Here is a 24,754-nt window from a genome sequence, read left to right on the forward strand (position 1 = left end):
CGGGGCGGCACGCACTTGCCAGGGCTGCTACGTTAACATGGTCCGATCGACCTGCGGCCAAAGGGAGTTGCCAAGCGTGACCAGTCGAATAATCGTGGCGGACGACCATCCGCTTTTCAGGGAAGCCATGGTGCGTACCGTCTACCGTGTGCTGCCAAGCGCCCATGTAGCTGAGGCCGGCAGCCTGGATGAGGTACTGCAGCTTGCCAGCGTCGGCGAGGCCCTCGACACCTTGATCCTTGACCTGCGTTTTCCGGGCCTGGATTCCGTCAGCCGCCTAGCCCAGCTCAAACGCCAACTGCCGCGCACGACCTTGATCGTCGTCTCGATGGTGGATGATCCGGTCATCATCGACCAAGTCATGGCTTGCGGCGTTGATGGTTTCATCGGCAAAAGCCTGAGCGCCGAGCAAATGGGCGCTGCGATCCTTGCCGTTCGAGCCGGAGAAGTGTTGGTGCGCTTCGCGCCCTCAGGGCTGCTGCCGGTCGCCAATGCCGACTCGGGTACCGAGCACCTGACTCAACGCCAACAAGACGTGCTGCGCTTGATCGCTCAGGGCAAGACCAACAAGGAGATAGCCAAGGCCTTGGATATCTCGCCCTTCACGGTGCGCATCCACGTTTCGTCACTGCTCAAGGCACTTAATGTCAGCTCGCGTACCGCTGCTGCCGTCAAGTACTCGGCCGGGTAGCACCGTTGGTCAGACCTGCGCCTGCCTAGACGGACTTCTACGCGTGCGGTGGTGCTCTGAACAAGTGAGAGGCCTGGCAATGGCTGTGCCCCTCACTCCTGTGTTGGCCCGCCGTCAGGGCGGGCCTTTTTTTAGAACCAGCGGAGGCGCGCGCAATGATGCAGAAACTGATGATGGGGGGCGGCAATGTCCAGGACGACTGGCCCGAGCTTGAGCAAGAGCAGCGCAATGATAAGGTCGATGACCCGGACACTGATCCCGGTCTGACCGATGAAGACCAGGATCGGCCAGGCGTGCCTGCCAGCGATCCCGAGGCGGGTGCGTGATCGGTTGATGATGCAGGCTGCGCAATCAGGCGGTGGTGGCAGGGTCTTCCAGGGACTGCCCAGGCTTGCTGCCTGATAGGCGCCAGGTCACGTCCGTGACGCCGTAGCGTTCGGCCATGGGCCGGCTGACCTTGCGGATTTTCTCGCGCCCGAATTTCGGAATGATGCCAATGCCTGCATCGCAGCTCGCCCAGTGCCAGGCTTCGGCGTTATCCAGGCGTTCAAGACGAATGATGAAGGTGCGGGGCTCGCCATGGAGCCGATAATCGATGATGTATAACTGGGGACTAGGCATCGCTGCACCCTCCTCTTTTGCGTGGATGACCCTGCGATGGAGTGCAGCTCGGCGATAAAGATTCAATCGAATATGCGTCATTGCTCCCAAGGGGTGCCTGGCACAGCCTTTGGCAGGCACCCAGGATGAGTTCAGCCACGCGCTTCGTTCGTTGCACTACGCCCGCCGCCGTGGCTGTTCTGACCACCCTTACGGCCAGCCTGCGAAGCGCGCTCACGGTCATTGGCGAAGTTTCCACCTGAAACCTGACCCCCTTTCTGCCCAGCACGGGAGGCCTTTTCGCGGTCATTGGCGAAATTGCCCGGGTTGGTTTCCTTGGTGCCGCCACGTTGACCGGTCGATTTTTGATCACGAGCCATATCGTTTCTCCTTGCGGTTCTGGAAGTGCGCATGGCACGAAGCCGCGCCCTTCATCAGAACCCGTGCGATGACAGGCTACTCAGTCCCAAGGCATGGATTGCAGATCGGTGGCGCGAATTGATTCTCTGGCCGAACACTTGCGGGCCAGCCATTAGCGCCTCGTAAAGGCGCTCGCGAATATCCTCGCGCGTTGCCTATAATGTCGCTCCTCCTGCCCCGCGACATGTCGATGGGCTGTCCGTCAGGTCTGTACAGGGCACCGCCATGAAGTCGACCGTTAACCAGCCCGCCGCACCCCATCCTTCGAACCTGAATCCTAGTCATCTCAATTTCCCGGTGGTGGGTATTGGTGCTTCTGCAGGGGGGATCGAAGCCATCTGTACCCTGTTCAGGCAGATGCCTGCCGACTCTGGCATGGCATTCGTCATCGTGCTGCACTTGTCTCCAGACCATCAGAGTGTCGCTGATCGAATCATTCAGGAGACCACCCGCATGCCGGTGAGCCAGGTAACGGCGCCGGTACCGATTGAACGCAACCATGTATACGTGATCTCCCCTGCCAATCGGCTGTCGACCAATGACGGCTATCTGCGTGTGGCACCCGCCAACAGGCGACGCGGTGACCATGTGGCGATCGACCTGTTTTTCCGTGACTTGGCCGACGTACACAAGGACCATGCCTTTTGCGTGGTACTGTCCGGCACCGGCGCAGACGGCGCCGTAGGGTTGGCGCGCGTCAAGGAGCAAGGCGGCGTCACTTTGGTGCAAAGCCCGGATGATGCCCAGTATGACAGCATGCCCAGGGCGGCCATCGAAACCGGGCTGGTCGACGTTGTTCTCCCGGCGGCAGAGCTTGCCCAAAAGCTGATGGAGCTGTGGCATAACGCACGGCAGGTCAACCTCCCACGCATCGAGGATGACAGCCTGCCGCCTGCGCTGGGTACCCGGGCGGGCGACCCGGAGTCATGCGAACCTTTGCTGGAAGAGATCCTGCTGCAACTGCGTAGTGCTACCGGGCATGACTTCCAGCACTACAAGCGCGCCACCGTGCTACGACGGATTGAGCGGCGCCTGCATGTCACGGGGCAGGCCGACCTGCGGGCTTACCTGCACTACCTCGAAAACCACAAGGAGGAATCCGCCGACTTACTAGCGGACATGCTCATAGGCGTCACCAATTTTTTCCGCGACCGTGAAGCGTTCGAAGCCTTGGAACGAATTGTCATGCCCCAACTGGTGGGCGAGCCGGACTCGGCTGACAACCCGGCAGAGATTCGCATCTGGTCCGCCGGCTGCTCGACAGGAGAGGAGTCCTACAGCCTGGCCATGCTGACATGCGAGCAGTTGGCCGTGGACCAACGTGCCAATAACGTACAGGTGTTCGCCACCGATCTTGACGAGCGCGCCATTGGCCATGCCCGCACGGGTTTGTATCCAGAGTCCATCATCACCGACGTGCCGCCATCGCGGCTGCGCCAGTTCTTCGTCAAGGAAGACCAGCATTATCGAGTACGCAAGGAAATACGCGAGAAAGTGCTTTTTGCGCGGCATAACCTGCTATCCGATCCGCCCTTCTCGCAATTGGGCTTGATCGTCTGTCGCAATCTGCTGATTTACCTGGACCGCGAAATCCAGCGTGACATCCTGCGCATGTTCCATTTCGCCCTGCGCCCGGGTGGGTACCTGTTCCTGGGCTCGTCTGAATCGGCAGAGCTGGCTGGCGAGCTGTTTGCAGTGGTGGACAAGCGTAATCGCATCTACCGGGCGCGCGAGGTCGCCGGTGCCGGCACGCGTCCGGGGCGTCAGCTGCAAGGGGGTGATCTAGGCGCTCTGAAGCAGCCGGCCACCGCCAAAAGCAGAGCCCAGCGCAAGCCCTCCTATGCAGAGGTGCACCACCGCGCACTGGCGCGCCGAACCCCGCCGAGCCTGATCATCGACGGTGAGGGTACCATCCTTCATCTGAGTGAAGGGGTCGGGCGCTTCATGCAACTGGGCAGCGGTGAATTGAGCCGTAACTTGCTCAACCTGGTACTGCCCAGCCTGCGACTGGCGCTTCGCAGCACCCTGTTCCAGGCGCGCCAGGGCACCCATGCGGTCACCTCTCGCCCTGTGGACCTGGGCGAGGATGACCAGCGCTGCCAGGTAGAGATTACGGTGCAACCGCATAAGGATGAGCAGACAGCCGGCGAATACCTGCTGGTAGTGTTCGAAGAGCGCGCGCCCGATCCGTCATTGCCCTTGGTCGGTGCCATTCGCCAGACCGACAGCATGGTGCTGAACAACCTGGAGCGAGAGTTGCAGCGCACGCGCTTGCAATTGCAGGAGACCATCGAGCAGTCGGAGATCTCCAGTGAAGAGCTCACCGCCTCCAATGAAGAGATGCAGACCATCAACGAAGAGCTTCGCTCGGCCAGCGAAGAACTTGAAACCAGCAAGGAAGAGCTGCAGTCGATCAACGAAGAACTGTTGACCGTCAACTACGAGCTCAAGAACAAGGTCGAGGAGACCGACAAGGTCAATGACTACCTGCGCAACTTGATTGCCAGCACTGACATCGCCGCCGTGTTCGTCGACCGCAACCTGCACATTCGCTGGTTCACCCCGCGTGCGACCGACCTGTTCAACATGCTGCCGGTGGACACAGGCCGCTCTCTGCTCGACATCACTCATCGCTTGGATTACCCCGCTCTGGCAGATGATGCGCGTGCCGTGGTCAATGGCGAGCACATCATCGAGCGCGAAATCGGAGGCCAGGCCTACCACTGGTACCTGGCCAGGTTGCTGCCCTATCGCTCAAGCGAACAGAAGATCGACGGGGCCGTGCTTACCTTTATCGACATCAGCAAGAGCCGCGCGGCCGAGGAGCGTCTGCGACTTGGCGAGGAACGCATGCGAGTAGTCGCTGAAAGTACCCACGAATTCGCCATCATCCTGTTGGATGAGCAGGGCTTGATCACTGATTGGAACACAGGCGCCACATTGATCTTCGGCCATGAAAAGGCCGATGTGGTGGGCCGGCATTACCAGCTCATCTTTACCGAGGAAGATCGCCAGCACGGCATTCCCGAGCAGGAGTTGCAAAGGGCGCGCACCAACGGCCGTAGCCAGGATGAGCGCTGGCACATGCGCAATGACGATAGCCGCTTCTATGCCAGCGGTGAGATCTCGCGCTTGAAAGGCAATTCATTGCGTGGTTTCGTGAAGATCGCTCGTGACTTGACCGGGCACAAGCGCCTGCACGATGAACAGAGCAAGCAATTGGCCGAGTCGCAAAGCAGCAGCCACATGAAGGATGAGTTTTTTGCCATCATGTCCCACGAGCTCAAACACCCGCTCAACCTGATCCAGCTCAACGCCGAGATCCTGCGTCGCCTGCCTTCGATCGCCCACATCGCCGCTGCGAGCAAGGCGGTAGCCACCATCCGCGAGGCGGTCGCCAGCCAGGCGCGCATCATCGACGATCTCCTGGACGTGGCCCGTATCCGTACCGGCAAGCTCAAGCTCAAGACCGAAGCAGTAGACGTGGCTGCCATCGTCGAGGGTATCCATGGGGTTGTCGTCAGCGAGCAGCCTGACTCGGCAGTGGTGCTGGAGCTGCCTGCTGACCGTCTACCGCTGTTCATCGACGGGGATAGCACACGCTTGGAGCAAGTGATCTGGAACCTGCTCAACAACGCCCTGAAGTTCAGCCCGCCCGGTAGCGCCATTCGGTTGTCGCTCAGCCACGATGACACGCAGGTGTCGCTCAGCGTGATAGACCAGGGCATCGGCCTCACGGCAGACAGCCTGGAGCACATTTTCGATCTGTTCAGCCAGGCAGCGTCGCCGCTCGGGCACGCGGCTCGAGAGGGTCTGGGAATAGGGTTGTCGCTGGTCCGTCAGTTAGTGGAGGCCCATGGCGGAAGCGTAAGCGCGTACTCCGCAGGCCTCGGTCAAGGCTGTACGTTCACCGTCACTCTGCCCTTGTCCCAGAGTGGTAGAGGTGAGCAGCTTGCCTGCCAGCAACCTGAACGCATGGGTCGCCTTGATGGCTTGCACGTGCTGCTGGTGGACGACTCGCCCGAAGTGCTCGACGTCATGCAACAGCTTCTGGAAATGGAATGTGCGCAGGTAAGCGCGTTCGCTGACCCGCGCCAGGCGCTCGAGGTCGCCAGGGACACGAAGTACGACGTCATTCTGTCGGACATCGGCATGCCAGTCATGGACGGCCATGCACTGATAAAGGCCCTGCGAAACATGAAGCACCTGCAGCACACGCCGGCCATCGCCCTGACTGGCTATGGGGCGAGCGCCGATCAGCACCGGTCGAAGCAATCAGGCTTTGATCGCCACCTGAACAAGCCCGTCGGCTATGACGAATTGGTAGAGGCCATCGAAAGCCTGCACGATTCGGTTCTATACTGACCGTTCGTCGGTGAATTGTTACAGTTTTATGACTTTTTTACGGTTCTCGGCGACTAATTCCTCATAGGAATGTGATTCGCCGGAGTACCCATGAAATCTGCCAAGCCCCGCGCAACCATTATCTGTCGGCATGGCAAACACGCTCATAAATGGCTATGGGTTCGCAAGCAAAACGCCCCTTGGACGCTGCCAGGTGGCAAAGTTGAGCCTGGTGAGACGCCGCTTGAGGCGGCCCAGCGTGAATTGCTAGAGGAGACAGGTCTGCAGGCCCACAATTTCACGCTGCTGATGCGCCACGAGACGCCCCAGCGCATGCACTATGTCTTCGAGGCCGAGTTTGATGAAGCGCCCCAGCCTTGCGCCTTGCATGAGATCGCTGACTTTCAGTTCGCGCATTTCGAAAACGTCAGCACGCTCAAGCAAGACATCAGGAAGTTGATTCGCTCGTTGCTCGAGTGTGACGCGGCTACTGCGGCGTCTGTTCGCTGACGCCCTCCTCGACTGGCTGCTATCTGGAGTACAGGCGTGCCGCTTTAGGCGTGCACGCTCCATTGACAGTCGCCCGCCTCAATCGGCAAATCGTCGATCGCATGAATCATCCCGCTGTCCAGAGCTTCTTGTGGGCCAAGGATCCGTGGGGCCGCCATCAGGTAGCGGGGCACGTCAAGCGCCTGCGCCGCGCCTTCCGTGCGCTGAGCCACAATCTGGGCGTACAGGCGCAAGTCATAATCCAAGCTCATTGCATATTCGGCCATCCGAGAGTGGTCGATGGAACCGTGTAGCGTCCAGTGGAAGGGATGGAACAGGAACTTGCTGTACGTGCACGCGGTGCGGCGCTCGCCGGCCAGAAACAGGATGTTGCCCATCGACTCCACCGTGCCAAGGTTATGCGTGTGCACAGTGACAGGCAAAGTCCGCAGGTAGTTGTATAAGGTAAACCCGTAGCTGCACTCGCCGCCCATGGTGGCGACATTCAGTTGCACCACCTCGGCCCCCTGGTTCACAGCCTTGGTACAGGTGTTGATCAGGTTGCCGCAGGTAGAAGAATTGATAGGGCCGGTGAAATGGATGATGTGTCTGGCCATGCGCACCTCCAAGAAGTGTCGATACAGAGCGTCGGTCACCACCCTGCCTGTCTAAAAATGGAATCGAGCTCATCTGCAAAGTTCAATTCCACCCCCGGCCACCGCCATTGATCAACTGCGCCTGAACCCTCCTGCCACTGCGCTGGTCGCAATGGTGAATGGAATGGAGATGCGATAGGAGGCAGCGTGAGCGAGGTACGCATTGGCATTTCAGGATGGCGATACGGCCCTTGGCGCAGGGATTTCTATCCCAAGGGCCTGCGCCAGGATGACGAACTGGCCTTCGCATCGAGGGCGGTCACGACCATCGAGATCAATGGCTCGTTCTACAGCCTGCAAACGCCCGAACGCTATCAAGCCTGGCATGACGCCACACCCGATGACTTCGTCTTCGCCGTCAAGGCACCGCGATACATCACCCACATCCGCAGACTCAAGGACATCGATACGCCATTGGCCAATTTCTTCGCTTCCGGGCCGCTTCTTCTGGGCAACAAGCTCGGCCCTTTCTTATGGCAGTTCCCTGCCAACATGCGCTTCGACGCTGAGCGATTCGGTGCATTTCTGCAGTTGCTACCGCGTGACCGAGCCGCTGCCAAACGTAGCGCCAATGGCTGCGAGCAACGCCTGCAAGGTAACGGCGGTACGCAGATAAGCGGGAATGCACCCCTACGCCATGCGGTGGAAATACGCCACGAAAGCTTCCTGTGCGATCGCTTCGTGGAACTGCTGCGCCAGCACAACGTTGCCTTGGTGGTGGCCGACAGCGCGGGTAAGTGGCCTTACGTCGAAGACGTCACCGCAGACTTCATGTATATGCGCCTGCATGGCGATGTCGAACTCTATAGCAGCGGGTATACCGTCAGCGCGCTTCGCCGCTGGAAGAAACGTATCGAACAGTGGACTGAGGGAAGCCAGCCCGACGACGCACATCTGATCGTACAAGGGCCGCCACCCCGGTGCCCAACGCGTGACGTGTACTGCTATTTCGATAACGATCAGAAAGTCCATGCCCCTTACGACGCGCGCCGACTGCTGGAAAAGATGCACTTGGACCACGAATTGATGACCGAGCCGGGCGCCGAGCCGGAGGTTAAGCTGTGAACCCTACACTCCCCGCGCCAAACTGCATCATCGACAAAATCACCGCCGTGCACCGCCTGAACGTGCTGACGCTCAACGTGCACAAAGGCTTCACCTTCTTCAACCGCCGCTTCATCCTCCCAGAGCTGCGCGATGCGGTACGTGCCACAGACGCCGACCTGGTGTTTCTCCAGGAAGTGCATGGCAGCCATCAGCAGCATGCGATCAGCCATCCCGCCTGGCCGGAGGCGCCCCAGTACGAGTTTCTGGCAGACAGCATGTGGCCGCAATTCGCCTATGGGCGCAACGCCGTCTACCCCCATGGCGATCACGGCAACGCCTTGCTCTCCAAATTCCCAATCGTACGTTCAGAGAACCTCGACGTATCGGTCGAGGGAAACGAACAGCGAGGTCTGCTGCACTGTCAACTGGAGGTGCCGGGCCATGACGAGGTGCATGCAATCTGTGTACACCTGGGGCTACGGGAGGCACACCGCCAGAAACAGGTGAGTTTGCTGTTCGAGTTGCTCGACCGCCTGCCTGCCAAGGCGCCCGTGATCATCGCCGGGGATTTCAATGACTGGCGCTTGAAGGCCGATGCCGTGTTGTCAGAGCGCCTGATTGAGGCATTTGGCGAGCGTTTCGGCTCGCCGGCCCGCAGTTTTCCCGCGCGCCTGCCGCTGCTTCGGCTCGACCGGATCTACGTGCGCAATGCCATGCCCCATGCTGCAAAGGTTTTATCCAACTATCCGTGGTCGCACCTGTCCGACCACGCCCCCTTGGCTGCGGAGATCAACGTGTGAAAAGACCTTGGGTCGATGGCAACAGCGTCGAGCTGTTGATCAATGGTGAGGCGTTCTACCCGCGAGTCTTCGAGGCCATGGGCCAGGCGCGCGATGAAATTCTCCTTGAGACATTCATCATCTACGAGGACAAGGTTGGCCATCAGTTGCAGCGTGCCCTGATCGAGGCAGCGCAACGCGGGGTTCGTGTCGAAGTGGTTGCCGATGGGTATGGCACCGCTGACCTGTCAGCTGAATTCATCGGAGCGATGACCGAAGCGGGGGTGAGGTTTCACTTGTTCGATCCCCAGCCTCGTCTGGCTGGCCTGCGCACCAACCTGTTCCGCCGCCTGCATCGCAAAATCGTCGTGATCGACGGGGAGCGTGCGTTCATTGGCGGCATCAACTATAGCGCCGATCATCTCGGCGACTATGGGCCGATGGCCAAGCAGGACTACGCCGTGGAGGTCACCGGTCCAGTGGTCGCCCAGGTGCATGCCGTGAGCCGTCGACTGATGTCGCCGGTGCTGGAGCCCCCAAGCGAGGTGCGCCCGGTTACCGACCCCACTGGCGACATCACCGCCGTGATGGTAGAGCGGGACAACGGCCAACGCAGCACAGCGATCGAAGCGTATTACCTCGAAGCCCTGCGTGGCGCTCGTAAGCGCATAGTGGTAGCCAATGCCTATTTTTTCCCAGGCTATCGCCTATTGCGCGAACTGCGTAACGCCGCGCGTCGAGGGGTTGAAGTGACCCTCATCATGCAAGGTGAGCCGGACATGTGGTGGGTGCGTACGCTGGCTCGCCTGCTCTATAACTACCTGCTTCGCGATGGGGTGCGGATCCATGAGTATTGCCGACGCCCCCTGCACGGCAAAGTCGCGCTGGTGGACGACGAATGGTCCACGGTCGGCTCGAGCAACCTCGACCCGCTGAGCCTGTCGTTCAACCTTGAAGCCAACCTGTTCATCCGCAGCCGCGCCTTCAACCAACAGCTCCACGACCATTTGCAGTCGCTGGCCAGCGAACAGTGCAAGACGGTCACCCTTGAGCGAATGATCCGCGGCTACTGGTGGCGGGCGCCGCTGATCTTCTTGAGCTTCCATGTCATACGTCATTTCCCGCGCATTGCCGGCTGGCTACCTGCGCATCGCAAGCGTCTGAAGACGCCCGGGCAAGCGGTGGAGACCCAAGGCAACCTGCACGAGGGCAACACCTGATGGAACGAAAACGTTGGCAAGTGTGGGCCAAGCGTCTGTTCACGGTCCTGTTCCTGATCCTGATCCCGGCGTTGTTGTTCACGCTGGCGCGCAACCTGGACTGGAACGAGGTACGTGAATCGCTGTTGGCCTACAAGCCCGGCACATTGGCTGTCGGGTTGGTCATGGCACTGATGAGCTTCCTGATCTTCGCCAGCTATGACCTGTTGGCTCGTGCCTATACCGGTCACAAGTTGCCGGTGCGTCAAGTGCTGCCGATCGCTTTCGTGTGCTACGCCTTCAACCTCAATTTCACCACCTGGGTAGGCGGGGTCGCGTTGCGCTATCGGTTATATGGCAGGCTCGGGCTCGATACCCCCACCATCACACGCATCCTGACCTTGGGGCTATTGACCAATTGGATGGGCTACATGCTGCTGGCAGGCGGCGTGTTTGCAATGCGCCTGGTTGAGTTGCCGGCAAACTGGGCCGTCGGCACCACCGGGCTGCAGCTGATTGGCTTTGCGTTGCTGGCCATCTCGATCGGCTACCTGCTAGCCTGCGGTTTTGCCAAAAAACGCACTTGGCGCTGGCGCGAACATGAACTGACGTTACCCTCGCTGCGCCTTGCGCTATGCCAGGTGGCCTTGGGTGCCAGCAACTGGGCAATGATGGCGCTTCTGATCTTCTGGCTGCTGCCAGATCAGGCATTCTATCCCTCCATTCTGGGGGTGCTGTTGATCAGCTGCGTGGCCGGTGTAGTGGCCCACATACCGGCAGGGCTCGGGGTGCTGGAGACGGTATTCCTAGGCTTGCTCCAAGGACAGATTCCACAAGGCAGCCTGGTTGCAGCCCTATTGGCCTATCGAACCTTGTACTACCTGATACCGCTGGTGTTGGCGGTCATCACCTACCTCGTGCTGGAGAAGCGCGCCAAGGCCATGCGCCGGCAAGACTCGGCAGCACCAACGTGATTGACAGGTAAGTAGAGCAGGGATAGCGCAGATCCCGACTTAGCTCAGCTCCTTGGAGCGGTCTTGCCGGGGCGCCGGCGAGGCCGCGCCCACACGCTGAAATTCGCTAGCTATCACAAACAATGCAAAGCAGGTTGAACAGGCCGGGTCTGCCCGAGCAGACCCGGCTCAATATCCCTCACGGCGAAATAGGATCGCTCGCAGGGAAAGTCTCATCCAGTGCATTGTCCACACTGGTTTCCTTCTTTTGCTCGACCTTGCCACAGGTACAGTCTGGCATGCGGCATGGCTCGCCGTTGCGGTGTCCGGTTGCACACGCCTCGCAACAGTAGGCCTTGCCATTCTGCGGCAAGGTGCTCACCGTGCAGGAACACTCAGTACAAGCGCAGCGTAATTCGCTCATGATCAGCTCCTTTCGTCTTCTTCAATTGCATCATCAGTCCACGGTTTCCCGTCAAGCGGGTTGGTGCGGGCCAGTTCTGCTTCGTCAAGGCCACGGCCGCCGCCGATTTCCATCGCGTCAACTTCGGTCAGGGCCTGATCGGCAGGGCCGCCATATCCAGGCTCATGAGGATCTCGGGCGCCGGTCTCATCCAGCAGCGTGTCCGGGCTCAGGTCGTCATCGGTGACGCCGTCCTCATGCAGGCTGTCGGTCAGTGCCTCGCCGCCGGTCAAGCCGCTCTGGCGCACCCGTTCTTCCGGAAACTCCTGCTCCACTTCACTTTCTGGCCGCTCATCACCTACCCGTCCCTGACGGTCATCAAGGCGATCACTGAAGTTCAGCTCATGCACGCTGCCCATTCGATCCTCGATGTCATCGATCTCGGTCGGGGTATAGGCTTTGGGTTCATCGGGTCTGGACATTACGCCTCTCCATCAGTTGGCTTACCCAAAGTCGACTGCTCTGCACCCAGGAAGATTCAGAGTTTTACGCGGCTACCGGCGGTTTTTTGAACTCCAGCGCTGTTCGCCACCTCCCAAGATCAAGACAGCGCAGGTTCCGGAGTTCCCATGGCCAAGCCCCTCGAGGAATACGCGCGCAAGCGCGATTTCAACGCCACGCCTGAGCCGAGCGGCAAATCCGGCCGCACCAAAGCGGCCCACGCATTACAGTTCTGCATTCAGAAGCATGACGCCAGCCATCTTCACTATGATTTCCGGCTGGAACTCGACGGCACGCTTAAAAGTTGGGCGATTCCAAAAGGCCCTTCCTTGGATCCGAAAGTCAAACGCCTGGCCGTGCATGTCGAAGACCATCCGCTCGATTACGCCACGTTCGAAGGCCATATTCCGGAAGGTCACTACGGTGGCGGCGATGTCATCGTCTGGGACCGTGGCGTCTGGGAGCCGGACGGAGATCCGCGTGAGGGGTACGAGAAAGGAAAGCTACGCTTTCGTCTGCAAGGCGAGAAGCTCGCTGGCATGTGGAACCTGTTCCGAACACGGCTGGCAGGCAAGAAAGAGCAGTGGATGCTGGTCAAGTCAAACGACAGCCAGGCCCGCAGTGAGGCGCAGTACAGTATCGTCGAGGAACAGCCCGACAGCGTGCTGAGCGACCGGACATTGACCCCCAAGCCTTCTGCGAAGACGGCCAAACAGGCTAAAAGTAAGCCTGCCCCGCCCAAGCAGGCCGCCAAGTCCAAGTCCGGTAAACTACCAGACCACCTACAGCCGCAGTTAGCCACGTTGGTCGATTCACCGCCTTCCGGGGAGTGGCGGTATGAGGTGAAGTACGACGGATATCGCATCCTTGCGCGCATTGAGGGCGATGATGTACGGCTCTACACCCGCAATGGTCATGACTGGAGCGCCAAAATGCCCGGCCAGGTCGCTGCGCTACGCGCATTAGGTGTGGACTCTGCGTGGCTCGATGGCGAGATGGTCGTCAATGACGATCAAGGGGTTGCAGATTTTCAGGCCCTGCAGAATGCATTCGATACCGCTCATGATGAACAAATTACCTATTACGTCTTCGACCTGCTGTTCCTGGGCGGCCAGGATCTACGCGCCCTTCCCTTGCAGCAGCGACGCGACGCGTTGAAGCGTTTGCTCGAGCACAACACTGCGGACAACCTCAACTACTCCGCAGACTTCGACGAGCCGGTCGAAGCGTTGCTTGAAAGCGCCTGTACGCTGGGCCTTGAAGGCCTGATAGGTAAGCGCGCCGACAGCAGTTACACAGGCAAGCGCAGCGCCGACTGGATCAAACTCAAGTGCAAGCGGCGGCAAGAGTTCGTGGTAGTGGGCTATACCGACCCCAAGGGGAGCCGCAATGGGTTCGGCGCCTTGCTGTTGGCTCTGCACGAGGGCGACGGGGGCACGCTGCGGTACGCCGGCAAGGTCGGCACCGGCTTCAGTACCACCACGCTGGATACGCTGCACGCACGACTCGAACCCCTGCAGACCGCCAGCCCCCCTGTGGCCAACCCCCCCACTGGAGCCGAGGCCCGCGGTGTACATTGGCTCAAGCCCACCTTGCTGGCCGAGATCGCTTTTGCCCAGATGACGCGTGACGGTGTAGTACGCCACGCGGTATTTCACGGCTTGCGCGACGACAAGCCGGCCACTGCTATCGACCTGGAGCGCGCGATGCCGAGCAAGACCGTCCATAAGCGCAAGGCGGCCAAGGACACCGAGACGCTGGGCGACCTGCGCCTGACCCACCCTGATCGCGTGATCGATCCCACCTCAGGCATGACCAAGCGCGACGTCGTCGAATACTACGCCCAGGTCAGCCAATGGATCTTGCCGCACCTCAAGCACCGGCCGGTTGCGCTCGTACGCGCGCCAGACGGCCTCGCCGGGGAACTGTTTTTCCAGAAGAACGCTGGTCAGCTGCACATTCCAAACGTGCGTACATACGACAAAGAGCAGGCCGGCCAAGCCGCCATGGTGATCAACCGCCCCGACACCTTGCTGGACGCTGTGCAGATGAACATGCTCGAACTGCACACCTGGAACGCCACGGACACACACTTCGACCGGCCAGATCGTTTCGTGCTCGACCTGGATCCTGACCCGGCCCTGCCCTGGAAAGCGATGCTGGAGGCCACGCAGCTGACCTTGACCCTGCTGGACGAACTGGGTCTGAAGGTGTTCATCAAGACCAGCGGGGGCAAAGGTATCCACCTTGTTGTCCCGCTGACGAGAAAAGCGAGCTGGGACGACGTCAAGGATTTCAGTCACGCCATCGTCACCTACCTGGCAAAACTGTTCCCTGATCGGCTCACCGCGGTGTCCGGCCCCAAGAACCGTGTGGGCCGTATCTTCATCGACTACCTGCGCAATGGCAAAGGCGCCACCACGGTGTGTGCCTATTCGCTGCGTGCTCGCGAGGGCTTGCCGGTTTCAGTGCCCGTCTGGCGTGAAGAGCTGGCGCAGCTCAAGGGGGCCAACCAGTGGACCATCGCCACCGTTGGCGAGCGACTGGCCGATGCCCAGGACCCTTGGGCCGACATGAGCAAGACCCGTCAATCCATCACGGCGCGGATGCGCAAACAACTTGGCCTCACGTGATGGCCGACGTCTACCGCTACAGGGAGTTTCGCGCATGAGCATGCCTCAGGACCACGACCTCACCCCGTTGGACCGCTTGTTGCGCACTTACGAGGAGCGGCTGCAGCCCCTCAATGTCGATACCCAGTCACTCGAATTGATGAAAACCTTGCGGTCCCAGTGCCTGGACGTCCTACCGCGCCCGGGTCACGGCAGGACCCTGGAGCGCTGGCAGACGTTGTCGCGCGTGGCCGGCTGTGACCTGGCTTTGGCCAAGCTCTATGAGGGCCACACTGACGCTTTGGCGATTCTGGCCGAATGTGGCGCTGGCCATCTTGTAGGCGATGGGATCTGGGGTGTGTGGGCCGCAGAGCCGCCGGATGCTCGCGCCGTCGTTGCATCCAGAGACGGAGATTGCGTTCGCCTTGCCGGGAAGAAGGCGTGGTGTTCGGGCGCCTTGCAAATCGACCAGGCCTTGATCACCGCCTGGGACGAGTCGGGTCAACCGCAGCTGGTTGCCATCCGCTTGGCCGACCCAACCCTGGGTCTGAATATCGAGCACTGGCAGGCCGTAGGCATGGCAAGCACCGCCAGCGTCGAGGTCGAATTCAACGACACGCCGGGTGTGCTGGTCGGTACGGCGGGCGAGTATTTATCAAGGCCTGGCTTCTGGCACGGCGGCGCGGGCATTGCCGCCTGTTGGTATGGGGCGGCCGAAGCGCTGGCCGACTGCCTGCGCGAGCATTGCCGCAAGCCCAAACCGGACCCCCACGCCGATGCGCACCTGGGCGCCGTGGATGCCGCCCTGTGCGGCGCTCGGGCGGCATTACGTGAATGTGCCGCTTGGATCGATCGCAATCCACGCGCCGATGCCAGTCTCATCGTGCAGCGCGTGCGCGCCCACGTCGAACACGCCGTGGAGCACGTCATGCGACATGTAGGCCGCGCGTTGGGCGCAACACCGTTTTGCCGTAATGCACACTTTGCGCGGTTGAGCGCTGACCTGCCAGTGTTCATTCGTCAGAGTCACGCCGAACGAGACCTTGCAGCACTCGGCGCGCAGATCGCACAGCTTTCTTCCGGAGCATGGCAGCTATGAGTGAAGACCTGATCCAGTCCAATGACGGCACGCCCTGGTCAGCGTGGCAGCACTCGGCCCACCTGGCCCGGGCCACCTGGGTCTCTGCCCAGCAGCTCTGCCCACCGGGTCGACGCCTGGTACTGATCGCCCCACATCCAGATGACGAGATTCTCATGGCCGGTGGTCTGCTGGCCGATTTTGCAGGGCGCGAAGAGGACCTGGTGCTGATCTCGGCGACCGACGGCGAAGGCAGCCATCCTGGCTCGACTCGCTGGACAGAGCATCGCCTGCGTCGCGACCGGCCGCAAGAAAGCCGCAAGGCCATCGAGCAGCTCGGGCTGGACCCCAAGCGCATCGATTGGCGCCGCCTGCACCTGAAGGACAGTCAACTGGCCAGGGAGGAAGCCTTTCTGGTTAGCCACCTGACTCAGCTGCTGCGCCCGGAAGATGTGCTGATGACAACCTGGCGCGGTGACGGCCACTGCGATCACGAGGCGGTAGGCCGGGCCGGCGCGCAGGCAGCGTTGGCGCGTAAGGCCCAGTTGGTGGAAGTCCCCGTATGGGCATGGCACTGGGGCCAACCCGAGGATCCACGTCTGCCCTGGGAACGTGCGCACCGCTTGCAACTCAATGAGGATCAGGTGGGGCGCAAGCGCAAAGCCATCGCTGCACACGTCAGCCAGTTCGAACCTGACGGTTGTACACCGCCGGTGCTACGCCCCAACTTGCTGGACTGCGTGCTACAGCCCTTCGAACTGGTCTTCTTGTAAAAGGATCTGCCATGAGTATCGATGCCCAATATTTTGCCGACCTGTATGCCGCCAATGAAGACCCTTGGGCTTTTCGTACCCGCTGGTATGAAAAACGCAAGCGCGACCTGGTCATGGCCAGCCTCCCCCGGCAGTGCTACGAGCGTGTGTTCGAGCCGGCCTGCGCCAATGGCGAACTCAGTGTGCTGCTCGCCGAGCGCTGTGCCGAGCTGGTGTGCCAGGACCTCGACCCGAAAGCCGTGGGCCTGGCCACCGATCGCCTGGCCGATATCCGCCACGCACGGGTAGAACGCGCTCGCCTGCCTGCCGACTGGCCGGGCGGGCGTTTCGATCTGATCGTGCTCAGCGAAGTGGGGTATTACCTTGATCCCACCGACTGGTTGCAGGTGATCGAGCAGTCTGTTGCCAGCCTGTCCTATGATGGAGGCCTGTTGGCGTGCCACTGGAAGCATCCCATCGCCGGGTGTCCGCAGGACGGGCGCGAGGTGCATCGGATGCTGTCCAAACACCTGCCGCTATACCCGGTGTTCTGCCACGACGAGGCCGACTTCATCATGGCCTACTGGTCCAACCAACCCAGCGTGGTAGACCTTGACGAGACGTGCGTATGATCGGCGTCGTCATTCCGGCACACAACGAGGCCCGGCGTCTGGGGCGATGCCTGAAGGCCGCCTCGGCTGCTGCCCAATACGCTGCGGCGGCAGGTCATCACGTCGCCATTCTGGTGGTTCTGGATCGCTGTACCGACGGCACCGCCGCCGTCGCACAGCGCCACGGAGCACACACCTTCGCGATCGAAGCTGGCAACGTCGGTATGGCCCGGCGCGCGGGTGCCGAATGGATGCTCGCGCGCGGTGCGACCTGGCTTGCCTGCACGGACGCAGACAGCCAGGTCCCTGCCCACTGGCTGACGGCACAGCTCGAATGCGGCGCTGAAGTCGTGTGCGGTACGGTCCACGTGAGCCACTGGCAGCCTTGGCAAACCGCTGCGTTGCGCAAACTCTATCTGAGCCGCTACGAGGCACGTGATGGTCATCGTCATATCCATGGTGCCAATCTCGGCGTGAGCGCACAGGCCTATCAGAGCGTCGACGGGTTCCAGCCTCTGGCGGCCCACGAGGATGTGCGTCTGGTCCGGGACCTGGAAGCGCTGGGGGTACCGATCAGTTGGTCAGCCGGGCACAGTGTGGCTACCAGCAGCCGACGCGAGTGTCGCGCACGCGAAGGGTTTGGCGATTACCTGGCCGGCCTGCAGGAGCACCTGCAGGCCAAGCACTTGTGACTGCCGTCAGGAAGCCTTGCGCGTGCGTTTGGCGGGCTTCTTCGCGGCAGCAGGTTTCTTTTTGGAAGGCGCAGGGCCTTTGCCGCCGAGGCTGCGCTTGAGCAGCTCGGTGAGGTCGATGATATCTGCGCCCTTCTCGCCGCTGGTGTCCTCGCCTTTTTCCACCGTCTCGATCTTGCCCTTGCTGGCCTTTTCGGCAACCAGCTCCATGATCGTGTCTCGAAACGCGTCATGATACTCGTCCGGTGACCAAGTGCCGGCCATGTCTTCAACCAGACGTTTGGCCATATCCAGCTCCCGTTTGTCCACTTTGGCCTTGGTCACTGTAGTGTCCAGTTCGAGCGTGTCGAGCCCACGCACCTCATCTGGCCAGCGCAACGTGATCATCACCAGGGCCTCGTCCAAGGGCCGGATGAGTGCAAGGTGCTGGCGGGTGTGGAGTACGACTGTCGCCAAGGCCACTTTGCCGGTGGTAGCCAGCGTTTCGCGCAAGAGCGCGTAGACCTTGCCCCCACGCCGGTCAGGGCTCAGATAGTAAGGGGTATCGAAGTGCTGAAGGGGAATGTCCCCCGCATCCACGAACGAAAAGATGTCGATCGTCTGGGTGGCTTCCGGGCGCGCCTTGCGGATCTCCTGTTCACTGATCACCACATAGCGGCCCTTCTCGTACTCCACGCCCTTGACGATGTTTTCCTTGTCAATGTCCTTCCCAGTGACCTTGTTGATGCGCTTGTAGCCCACCGGGTCCATGCTGCGCTTGTCCAGCCAGTCAAAATCAACGCGTTCACTGCTGACGGCGGAATTGAGCGCCACGGGTATGTGTACCAAACCGAAACTGATGGCGCCTTTCCAGATTGCCCTGGCCATTGACATGCTCCCTGAGTGATCTGCTGATACCTCAAGTGACTGCGCTACTTGGGCAAAGGTTTAACCGCAGCGCTGGGTGGCTAACACAGCCATTGGACAGAAACTCAGCCAGGATTGAAGAGCACCCGCTTGAAGGCTTCGGCCGCCAAGTGCACCTGCACGGACCAGTCACTGGCCGCATCACTCCCGGCATCGTCCGAGATGTATTTCAGACACACGAACGGGATGTTCTCGGAGCGTGCGATGAGCGCCAGCGCGTAGGCCTCCATGTCGACCACGTCATAAGGTGCATCACCGTGGCTGATCTCGAAGTTGTCCCCGGTGCCACAGGTTTCTACGGGTAAACCTGAAATGGCCAGCCCATGCTCGAGCACGACAGGGATGTCGGACAGCGGTGTTTCGTAGCGCGCAAACCCGAGGGGCGTGACGTCCATGTCACGCTGGACGAACCGTGTGCAGCACACCAGGCTGCCCTTACCATGCAGCCGACTGCCTGCCGAACCGAGATTGACGATGAGCCTGGGCCTGCGCGTGGTAACGGCGCGGGTGAGTGCAATCGCCGCGTTGACCTTGCCAATGCCGGTGAAGACCGTATTCATATGCCCGAACAAACCACCCGCCTCTGCCTCCAAGGCGAAGACGAACAGCGTGTCTTCAAGGGCTACACGTGGGAACAGCGGGGTCAGCATCATGGTTACGGTCCTTGGCACAACGGTGATGGATCCCGCTATTCTCATTGAACCGGTGGTGAAATCAAACACCTACGTACGAAGGCCGGACTGCCAAAGAGGCACCCGGCCAGAGCGCCCTTGCAAGCAGCGGTAAAGATGAAATGTGTGATGTGATACCGAACCCCGGAGACCGCTGTGCGCCCCATGGGGCACATCTGGATATCGCTCAATCCTGTACCATCACCGATTGCGCGTAACCGTCAGTGCCACAGCCGCAATACGTTCGACTCGCTCATAGCCTGGCTCCAATAATTGCTCGCCGAACACGTCAGGGTCGATCTCTCGATAGACCCAGGAAAATTCAGGGCCGGCCAGTTGCTCGCGAACGCCTTCGAGCAAAGCGTCCTGCCCCTCAACGATGGCAACGCCGGTATAGAGCAACAGTGATCCCCCCACGGTCAGTCGCGCAAGGCTCTGCTCGATGATGCGACGCGACAAGTCAGCCCCAAGCGATCCTCCGCCATGACGATACGTGCGTTCCCCGTCATCAAGCATGTAGGGAGGATTGGCCACGATCAGGTCGAACTGACCCGTCACGTCCTGGAGAATATTGCTGTGTTGAACAGAGACATTACTGACGTCGGCGAGGGCTGTATTGACCGCAGTAAAACGCAATGCATTGGGATTGATGTCCACAGCGGTTACCTGTGCATGCTGCGCAGCCCGGGCGATCACCAATGCGCCCACCCCTGTGCCACAGCCGATGTCCACCGCACGCTCAATGCGCTTGAGGGTCGATTGCAGGTGATCCTGGATCACATGGGCGAAACGATAGCTGTCAGGGCCAAAGAACACCGCATCGCTGGCCTGCGTAGGGTAAGCCGAGTGCACCAGCATCACCCCGTCCAGGGTCGACCAACGGACGGTGCTGGCCAGCAGGTCTCGATGAGTGTTCACTACGCCGGCGGTTTTCATCAGGTCGAGCTCATCGTCCGACAGCATCGAGGCGGCAAACGGCCGACTCCAACCAAACACATCGCGGACGGTGCAGGCCTTCTCGGCGCCTGGCCGGGCGTTGACCAAAGCATGGGTTGCGGGTGTCACGCAGGTAAAATGATAACCATCGGCGCGAAGGCGCTTACCCAACTGGAGTAAGGCCTGGTCTGCGGCTGTCTGAGATGAATCGAGGGGCATCAGTGAGATCCTTCCTGGAGCAGGCCAGTGGCCTGTATGTAAGCCCGGGTCGCGACCAATCCTTCGGGCGTCGCATGTTTGTTGCCGGACATGGCACCGATTAGCGTATCCATGTCGTAGTCCGCAGTGCACGGCCGTCGATTACTCGACGTCTGGTCCTGCAATTGCAGGGATGCCTCCCAGGTACCCGGTAGCACCCGGCGAATGCGCGATTGCGACCCTGCGGCGATCCAGTCGTGCCACAACTGCTTCTCGTAGGCGGTAAATACACCATACATGGGCGCGGTCGGCCCCTCGATCAGTTTCCACCAGCGGCTTTGCTCGGGAGCCTCGCCTCGGCGAATCCAGCCTTGGGCCTGCATGGCTTCAAGAAAGGCCGGCATGGCGCCCGGCTCGGCCAGCCACTGATTAATGGTGCGCTTTTGCAGACGGCAGTGGTCCGAATGCATGAACTGACCGAAATTGCGCTTGTGTTCCAGGGCCTGGAGCAGCTCTGCTTCCAAGTCGAAACGTGCGATGAGCGCAGGGGTGCTGATCCCCAGATCATTGAGCCGGTAGCCCCGACGGACGCGCTCATAAAAACCCGCCACGTCATCGGCCGGGCACAATTGGCGCAGCGCCTGGAGCGACAGATGGGCATGCCCGCTGGCGGCATTGTCGATGGTGACATGCAGCTGGAAGTAAAATCCGTCGATACCCAGCTCTGCCAATTCGTACGTTGTAATCAGCAGATGTAAAGGCGGCTGTTCATAGCCAAGGTTGTAGCCAATCACTTCGGGTAGATAGTCCTGGCCATACTCGCCGAGCGCCAATTGCAAGGATGCCTGCAAGTAGCGACCATCCTCCAGGTCCGGACGCTCCAGGCAGCCGAGCCGGCTCATCAGGCGCTGGTAGATTAATACATGGTTGCAGCGAGGATCACCGCTGCCCAGTTCTTCGAGGTACGTACGGATAAGACCGTGATAACGTGGATCTTGCCATTCCCGCAAAGCACTGAACAGCCAGGCACCGTCTACAACCTTAGTGGGCTCAACTTGTTGCAGGAACCACAAGGCCTGGGCCCGGTTAGCAAAAAAGCGCCGCGGGCCGCCCTGCTTGCGCTGATCCAGATAGGCCTTGTAGCCCTCGGCCACACCGGCAGCGTGTTGCAAACTCCAGGCGTCGAGTTGCGCCGGATCATCTGGCAAGTCGTCAGGCATGTCCTGAGCTTGCTCCAATTGGGCATCAAGCCAGGCCCGGCTGCTGGTGTCATGGCCCTCGAGCAAGGCGTGGTAACGGTCCTTCAGGCTGGGGGCGACAGATGGGGCTTGGACCATCGCGGCGGTCTGGCGGGTCATGACCGTCATGGCATATTCCTCGTGCGCGTATTATTGATTGGCTTTCTGCCCTGTCATCGGCTCAGGGGCTGGCGCAGAACGGGGTGCAGCGTTTTCATCGGGTTTTTGCATCTGCAAGGACGGCTTGCTGGCATCGGAATCCTTGCCGGGGTGATTATTGTCGCGGTCAAAACAACCGCCGACGATGGTCAAGGCGCCCATCAGTGTGATCAGTGGGAATGTGCGCATGGCCGGCTCCTTGCTCGAGTAAACGCAGTGCCAGGCGGGCCTGGCACTGCAAGGCTTCACTTATGACTTGCCGCCTCTGCGGCCCGACTCGCTGGAGTGGCCAGCGTTTGCTTGGCCCCCCTTCTTGCCGGCTTCGGAAGCCTTCTCGCGGTCATTGGCGAAGTTGCCCGAATTTTTGCTACCGCCTTGGCTGCCCTGCTGGTTACCGCTACGGCTATTGTCTTTAGTGGCCATGATCTGAAACCTCTTATGACTTCGGAATGCACGGCGCCAATGCCGTACATGAATTGGGAGTCCGGACGTCCGCCAGGATTCGCATTATCGAGAAGGCTTCGGACAAACGGCGTTAAACAACGGTATGCCCAATAGTTCGCGTCCCCGTCACCGGCCTGGCGTTTTGTCCCGTCGGCCCTGCTGGCCACCTAGCCAATGACCGGTTGCGGCCCAGCAAACGGCGAGTGTCGCCCCGATCAACATGGCCACTTGTGGATGGTCCCCGATAAGGTCCAGGCCCCGCTTTATCCAGCCGCTGACCGCGTCACCGCCTCGATACACCACGGTGTCGATGAAGTTCTTGGCCTTGTATTTGTCTTCGGCGCTGACCACCGTGAACAGCATCTCGCGTCCTGGCCGTACCAGGGCGTACTCGCCGGCACGCCGTACGACCATCACGATGACGAACAAAACGAAGACAGGTGACAAGGCCAAACATACGAACCCAGCGGCCATGGCCAGGGGCACTGCTACCAGCAATACCCTCACACCCAGGCGTCGGGCGAGTCGACCGGTGAGAAACAGCTGCGTCAGAATAGCCAGTGCCTGAACGATTGCATCTATGGCGCCGAACACCTGCGTCTGGCGAGTGCGGTCGGTAAAGGTTTCACTGACGATGCGGGCCTGTTCGAAATAGAGGAATGTACTGACACTGGCCAGCAGCACGACGAACACGGCGATCCCGAGCAAATACGGCGTACGCATCACCGCCGCTGCGCCTGAAAACGGATTGCCACCCAGCGCGCGGCCTTCATGGGGGGCTTCGCGGGTCGGTAGAGGGTTAGTCGTACGCCAATGCTGCAACACCCAGGCGGCCAGTACGCTGCCCAGCAGCAGTATCGCCGCGAGCGTCAACAAGCCTGGGTGTCCAAGAGGCGCCACCAGCAGTGTGCCGAGCAGCGGCCCGCTCAGCCCGCCCAGGCTTGCCCCTGCTGCCATTACACCGAACAGGCGCTTGCCTTGCTCGGTGCTGAACAGGTCGGCAAGCACACTCCAGGCCAGTGAGATACTGAGTAGATTGAATACCGACAACCAGATATAAAACGCTCGTGCCACCCAAGGCCCGTCGGGGTGGCGTGCCAGCAACGCGGCAAAGGCGAGCAAGTTGCAGATGAAGAAGCCATAGGTCCAAGGCAGTATGTACCGGCGTCGTACACGGGAGGCCAGCCAGCCAAACACAGGCAGGCATACCACAGTGGCGATGAAGGTACCGGTGAACAGCCATTGCAGGTTTTCGACACCACCGGCAACGCCCATGGTTTCACGCACGGGCCGCAGCATGAAATAGCCCGTGAACAGCATGAAGAACAGCAGGCTGCCTGCCAGGACGGCTGGCGCCTCCCCGGGCCGCATGTCCAGCATCCGCTGCAGGCGCTGCCGCCACGTCACCATGATGTCAGGAGAACTGCTCGATGAGCGCTTGCTGCTGCGCTTGAGTCAGCAACGGGCCCTGCCCTGCCTTGAGCTGGTCCAGTTGACGGTCCAGTCGGCCAGTAGCCGGTATGACGGCGGTGACCGCCGGGTGGCTGAGGGCGAACTTCAGGAACAGCTGTGCCCAGCTACCGATGCCCTGCTCCTGTGCCCATTCTGGAAGCGCGCGGTCCTTGACCGTGGCGAACAGACGACCGTCATCGAAGGCGCGGTTGATCAGCACCGCCACACCCTTGTCACGGCACAGGGGAAGAAGCTCACGCGCAGCGCCGGGGGCATTGACCGCGTAGTTGATCTGGATGAAGTCCAGGGCCTGGCTGCGCACGATTGCGGCCACTTCATCGTGCCCAGCGTTCAGATAGTGGGTAATGCCCACATACCGCGTCTTGCCCTGTTGCTTGAGTTCACGTGCATAAGGTAACTGCTGCTGCCAGTCACGCAAGTTGTGCACCTGTAGCAGGTCCACGCTGTCCGTGCGCAGGCTGCGTAGCGTGCCGGCCCATTGGGCCTGGGCATCTGCGCGGCTGTTGGCGGCGATCTTGGTGGCAATGAAGCACTGGCGGTGCCACCCGCCTTCGTCGAGCAACTGCCCCAGGATACTGTCTGCTCCGCCATAATTGGGAGAGGTGTCGATGACCCGCCCGCCACCTGCGAAGAAGGCTTCAAGCGCTTGATACAGCTGCCGATAGTCCGCTGAGCCTGCCGCGACTTCGAAGCTGCCTGACGTGCCAGCGCCGATCACCGGCAGTCGCTCATCCGTTGACGGGATGGGGCGCGACAGCATGCTCGCCGGTGCAGCTGCGCTCAGCCAGGGACTGGCGGCCAGCAGACCGATCGCAGCGCCTGCACGTAGGACTTCCCGACGTCCATACATAGGAACTCTCCGGTAACACAGCGGAAATATCCAATGCTAGTTCTTCATAGAT

Annotated in this window: 25 protein-coding genes and 1 pseudogene; 13 read left to right on the forward strand and 13 right to left on the reverse strand. The window is 60.6% G+C overall.

Annotated elements, in window-relative coordinates; all coding sequences use genetic code 11:
* Positions 1 to 76: 76 nt before the first annotated feature.
* Positions 77 to 691, forward strand: a complete 615-nt coding sequence (locus tag FH041_RS06175; RefSeq protein WP_027915583.1) for a response regulator transcription factor — start codon at positions 77 to 79, stop codon at positions 689 to 691.
* 155 nt (positions 692 to 846) lie between these two features.
* Positions 847 to 1,017, forward strand: a complete 171-nt coding sequence (locus tag FH041_RS22670; protein ID WP_154665202.1) for a hypothetical protein — start codon at positions 847 to 849, stop codon at positions 1,015 to 1,017.
* Positions 1,018 to 1,042: 25 nt separating this feature from the next.
* Here FH041_RS22670 and FH041_RS06180 read toward each other — a convergent pair whose 3' ends face one another.
* A complete protein-coding gene (locus FH041_RS06180; protein ID WP_027915584.1) occupies positions 1,043 to 1,312 on the reverse strand; it encodes a DUF6555 family protein in 270 nt (89 codons plus the stop codon).
* Positions 1,313 to 1,443: 131 nt separating this feature from the next.
* Positions 1,444 to 1,617: pseudogene (locus FH041_RS06185) on the reverse strand (general stress protein); the annotation flags it as partial.
* Between the two features lie 319 nt (positions 1,618 to 1,936).
* Here FH041_RS06185 and FH041_RS06190 point away from each other — a divergent pair.
* Complete coding sequence (locus FH041_RS06190; protein WP_140174266.1) at positions 1,937 to 6,076, forward strand: CheR family methyltransferase; 4,140 nt, start codon at positions 1,937 to 1,939, stop codon at positions 6,074 to 6,076.
* Positions 6,077 to 6,166: 90 nt separating this feature from the next.
* Positions 6,167 to 6,565, forward strand: coding sequence for an NUDIX hydrolase (locus tag FH041_RS06195; protein ID WP_028687533.1), 399 nt, complete (start codon positions 6,167 to 6,169; stop codon positions 6,563 to 6,565).
* A 44-nt stretch (positions 6,566 to 6,609) separates the two neighbouring features.
* Here FH041_RS06195 and FH041_RS06200 read toward each other — a convergent pair whose 3' ends face one another.
* Positions 6,610 to 7,161 carry an ATP-dependent Clp protease proteolytic subunit gene (locus FH041_RS06200; RefSeq protein WP_027915588.1) on the reverse strand — a complete coding sequence of 184 codons (552 nt, stop codon included), beginning with the start codon at positions 7,159 to 7,161 and terminating at the stop codon, positions 6,610 to 6,612.
* A 186-nt stretch (positions 7,162 to 7,347) separates the two neighbouring features.
* On the opposite strand from FH041_RS06200, the gene FH041_RS06205 reads away from it, so the two are divergent.
* From FH041_RS06205 to FH041_RS06220, 4 genes are read left to right on the forward strand one after another with little or no spacing between them, the layout of a single operon-like run.
* Positions 7,348 to 8,265 carry a DUF72 domain-containing protein gene (locus FH041_RS06205; protein WP_027915589.1) on the forward strand — a complete coding sequence of 306 codons (918 nt, stop codon included), beginning with the start codon at positions 7,348 to 7,350 and terminating at the stop codon, positions 8,263 to 8,265.
* Positions 8,262 to 9,047 (forward strand): endonuclease/exonuclease/phosphatase family protein, encoded by a 786-nt coding sequence (locus FH041_RS06210; protein WP_028687532.1) that lies wholly within the window; start codon positions 8,262 to 8,264, stop codon positions 9,045 to 9,047. The genes FH041_RS06205 and FH041_RS06210 overlap by 4 nt, the downstream gene beginning before the upstream one ends.
* Positions 9,044 to 10,246 carry a cardiolipin synthase ClsB gene (clsB, locus tag FH041_RS06215; protein WP_027915591.1) on the forward strand — a complete coding sequence of 401 codons (1,203 nt, stop codon included), beginning with the start codon at positions 9,044 to 9,046 and terminating at the stop codon, positions 10,244 to 10,246. The genes FH041_RS06210 and clsB overlap by 4 nt, the downstream gene beginning before the upstream one ends.
* Complete coding sequence (locus FH041_RS06220; RefSeq protein WP_028687531.1) at positions 10,246 to 11,199, forward strand: lysylphosphatidylglycerol synthase domain-containing protein; 954 nt, start codon at positions 10,246 to 10,248, stop codon at positions 11,197 to 11,199. The genes clsB and FH041_RS06220 overlap by 1 nt, the downstream gene beginning before the upstream one ends.
* Positions 11,200 to 11,377: 178 nt before the next feature.
* Here FH041_RS06220 and FH041_RS06225 read toward each other — a convergent pair whose 3' ends face one another.
* Together FH041_RS06225 and FH041_RS06230 are read right to left on the reverse strand one after the other, a co-directional pair.
* On the reverse strand, positions 11,378 to 11,602 hold the full coding sequence (locus FH041_RS06225; protein ID WP_027915593.1) for a metallothionein: 225 nt from the start codon (positions 11,600 to 11,602) through the stop codon (positions 11,378 to 11,380).
* Between the two features lie 2 nt (positions 11,603 to 11,604).
* Positions 11,605 to 12,063: a hypothetical protein gene (locus FH041_RS06230; protein WP_027915594.1), complete on the reverse strand. Its 459-nt coding sequence runs from the start codon at positions 12,061 to 12,063 to the stop codon at positions 11,605 to 11,607.
* A 147-nt stretch (positions 12,064 to 12,210) separates the two neighbouring features.
* On the opposite strand from FH041_RS06230, the gene ligD reads away from it, so the two are divergent.
* From ligD to FH041_RS06255, 5 genes are read left to right on the forward strand one after another with little or no spacing between them, the layout of a single operon-like run.
* Positions 12,211 to 14,715, forward strand: a complete 2,505-nt coding sequence (gene ligD, locus FH041_RS06235; protein WP_140174267.1) for a DNA ligase D — start codon at positions 12,211 to 12,213, stop codon at positions 14,713 to 14,715.
* A 34-nt stretch (positions 14,716 to 14,749) separates the two neighbouring features.
* The gene (locus FH041_RS06240; RefSeq protein WP_140174268.1) at positions 14,750 to 15,793 is read left to right on the forward strand and encodes an acyl-CoA dehydrogenase family protein; all 1,044 of its coding nucleotides are present in this window, start codon (positions 14,750 to 14,752) and stop codon (positions 15,791 to 15,793) included.
* Positions 15,790 to 16,545 (forward strand): PIG-L deacetylase family protein, encoded by a 756-nt coding sequence (locus tag FH041_RS06245; RefSeq protein WP_027915597.1) that lies wholly within the window; start codon positions 15,790 to 15,792, stop codon positions 16,543 to 16,545. The genes FH041_RS06240 and FH041_RS06245 overlap by 4 nt, the downstream gene beginning before the upstream one ends.
* Before the next feature lie 11 nt (positions 16,546 to 16,556).
* A complete protein-coding gene (locus tag FH041_RS06250) occupies positions 16,557 to 17,156 on the forward strand; it encodes a bifunctional 2-polyprenyl-6-hydroxyphenol methylase/3-demethylubiquinol 3-O-methyltransferase UbiG (RefSeq protein WP_027915598.1) in 600 nt (199 codons plus the stop codon).
* Positions 17,153 to 17,827 carry a glycosyltransferase gene (locus FH041_RS06255; protein ID WP_059184005.1) on the forward strand — a complete coding sequence of 225 codons (675 nt, stop codon included), beginning with the start codon at positions 17,153 to 17,155 and terminating at the stop codon, positions 17,825 to 17,827. The genes FH041_RS06250 and FH041_RS06255 overlap by 4 nt, the downstream gene beginning before the upstream one ends.
* 6 nt (positions 17,828 to 17,833) lie before the next feature.
* On the opposite strand, the gene FH041_RS06260 is transcribed toward FH041_RS06255, so the two are convergent.
* From FH041_RS06260 to FH041_RS06295, 8 genes are all read right to left on the reverse strand, one after another.
* The gene (locus tag FH041_RS06260; protein ID WP_028687527.1) at positions 17,834 to 18,694 is read right to left on the reverse strand and encodes a Ku protein; all 861 of its coding nucleotides are present in this window, start codon (positions 18,692 to 18,694) and stop codon (positions 17,834 to 17,836) included.
* Between the two features lie 104 nt (positions 18,695 to 18,798).
* Positions 18,799 to 19,386, reverse strand: coding sequence for a nucleosidase (locus tag FH041_RS06265; RefSeq protein WP_027915601.1), 588 nt, complete (start codon positions 19,384 to 19,386; stop codon positions 18,799 to 18,801).
* Between the two features lie 219 nt (positions 19,387 to 19,605).
* Positions 19,606 to 20,559, reverse strand: a complete 954-nt coding sequence (locus FH041_RS06270) for a class I SAM-dependent methyltransferase (protein ID WP_028687526.1) — start codon at positions 20,557 to 20,559, stop codon at positions 19,606 to 19,608.
* The gene (locus tag FH041_RS06275) at positions 20,559 to 21,905 is read right to left on the reverse strand and encodes an iron-containing redox enzyme family protein (RefSeq protein ID WP_028687525.1); all 1,347 of its coding nucleotides are present in this window, start codon (positions 21,903 to 21,905) and stop codon (positions 20,559 to 20,561) included. The genes FH041_RS06270 and FH041_RS06275 overlap by 1 nt, the downstream gene beginning before the upstream one ends.
* Positions 21,906 to 21,926: 21 nt before the next feature.
* On the reverse strand, positions 21,927 to 22,124 hold the full coding sequence (locus tag FH041_RS06280; protein WP_028687524.1) for a hypothetical protein: 198 nt from the start codon (positions 22,122 to 22,124) through the stop codon (positions 21,927 to 21,929).
* Between the two features lie 60 nt (positions 22,125 to 22,184).
* Entirely contained in the window at positions 22,185 to 22,358 is a 174-nt protein-coding gene (locus FH041_RS06285; protein ID WP_028687523.1) for a general stress protein, read from the reverse strand.
* Between the two features lie 147 nt (positions 22,359 to 22,505).
* The gene (locus tag FH041_RS06290) at positions 22,506 to 23,789 is read right to left on the reverse strand and encodes an NTP/NDP exchange transporter (RefSeq protein WP_088523644.1); all 1,284 of its coding nucleotides are present in this window, start codon (positions 23,787 to 23,789) and stop codon (positions 22,506 to 22,508) included.
* A 4-nt stretch (positions 23,790 to 23,793) separates the two neighbouring features.
* The gene (locus tag FH041_RS06295) at positions 23,794 to 24,702 is read right to left on the reverse strand and encodes an aldo/keto reductase (protein WP_027915607.1); all 909 of its coding nucleotides are present in this window, start codon (positions 24,700 to 24,702) and stop codon (positions 23,794 to 23,796) included.
* Between the last annotated feature and the right edge of the window lie 52 nt (positions 24,703 to 24,754).

This window comes from Pseudomonas sp. SWI7 (assembly GCF_006351945.1).
GTDB lineage: Bacteria > Pseudomonadota > Gammaproteobacteria > Pseudomonadales > Pseudomonadaceae > Aquipseudomonas > Aquipseudomonas fulva.

Coding starts and splice junctions, on each gene's coding strand:
- FH041_RS06230 (WP_027915594.1), bottom strand. CDS start 12,063: ATGTCCAGACCCGATGAACCCAAAGCCTATACCCCGACCGAGATCGAT.
- FH041_RS06250 (WP_027915598.1), top strand. CDS start 16,557: ATGAGTATCGATGCCCAATATTTTGCCGACCTGTATGCCGCCAATGAA.
- ligD (WP_140174267.1), top strand. CDS start 12,211: ATGGCCAAGCCCCTCGAGGAATACGCGCGCAAGCGCGATTTCAACGCC.
- FH041_RS06275 (WP_028687525.1), bottom strand. CDS start 21,905: ATGACGGTCATGACCCGCCAGACCGCCGCGATGGTCCAAGCCCCATCT.
- FH041_RS06195 (WP_028687533.1), top strand. CDS start 6,167: ATGAAATCTGCCAAGCCCCGCGCAACCATTATCTGTCGGCATGGCAAA.
- FH041_RS06295 (WP_027915607.1), bottom strand. CDS start 24,702: ATGTATGGACGTCGGGAAGTCCTACGTGCAGGCGCTGCGATCGGTCTG.
- FH041_RS06285 (WP_028687523.1), bottom strand. CDS start 22,358: ATGGCCACTAAAGACAATAGCCGTAGCGGTAACCAGCAGGGCAGCCAA.
- FH041_RS06255 (WP_059184005.1), top strand. CDS start 17,153: ATGATCGGCGTCGTCATTCCGGCACACAACGAGGCCCGGCGTCTGGGG.
- FH041_RS06280 (WP_028687524.1), bottom strand. CDS start 22,124: ATGCGCACATTCCCACTGATCACACTGATGGGCGCCTTGACCATCGTC.
- FH041_RS06200 (WP_027915588.1), bottom strand. CDS start 7,161: ATGGCCAGACACATCATCCATTTCACCGGCCCTATCAATTCTTCTACC.
- FH041_RS06270 (WP_028687526.1), bottom strand. CDS start 20,559: ATGCCCCTCGATTCATCTCAGACAGCCGCAGACCAGGCCTTACTCCAG.
- FH041_RS06265 (WP_027915601.1), bottom strand. CDS start 19,386: ATGATGCTGACCCCGCTGTTCCCACGTGTAGCCCTTGAAGACACGCTG.
- FH041_RS06190 (WP_140174266.1), top strand. CDS start 1,937: ATGAAGTCGACCGTTAACCAGCCCGCCGCACCCCATCCTTCGAACCTG.
- FH041_RS06180 (WP_027915584.1), bottom strand. CDS start 1,312: ATGCCTAGTCCCCAGTTATACATCATCGATTATCGGCTCCATGGCGAG.
- FH041_RS06245 (WP_027915597.1), top strand. CDS start 15,790: ATGAGTGAAGACCTGATCCAGTCCAATGACGGCACGCCCTGGTCAGCG.
- FH041_RS06290 (WP_088523644.1), bottom strand. CDS start 23,789: ATGGTGACGTGGCGGCAGCGCCTGCAGCGGATGCTGGACATGCGGCCC.
- FH041_RS06260 (WP_028687527.1), bottom strand. CDS start 18,694: ATGGCCAGGGCAATCTGGAAAGGCGCCATCAGTTTCGGTTTGGTACAC.
- FH041_RS06240 (WP_140174268.1), top strand. CDS start 14,750: ATGAGCATGCCTCAGGACCACGACCTCACCCCGTTGGACCGCTTGTTG.
- FH041_RS06225 (WP_027915593.1), bottom strand. CDS start 11,602: ATGAGCGAATTACGCTGCGCTTGTACTGAGTGTTCCTGCACGGTGAGC.
- FH041_RS06220 (WP_028687531.1), top strand. CDS start 10,246: ATGGAACGAAAACGTTGGCAAGTGTGGGCCAAGCGTCTGTTCACGGTC.
- FH041_RS22670 (WP_154665202.1), top strand. CDS start 847: ATGATGCAGAAACTGATGATGGGGGGCGGCAATGTCCAGGACGACTGG.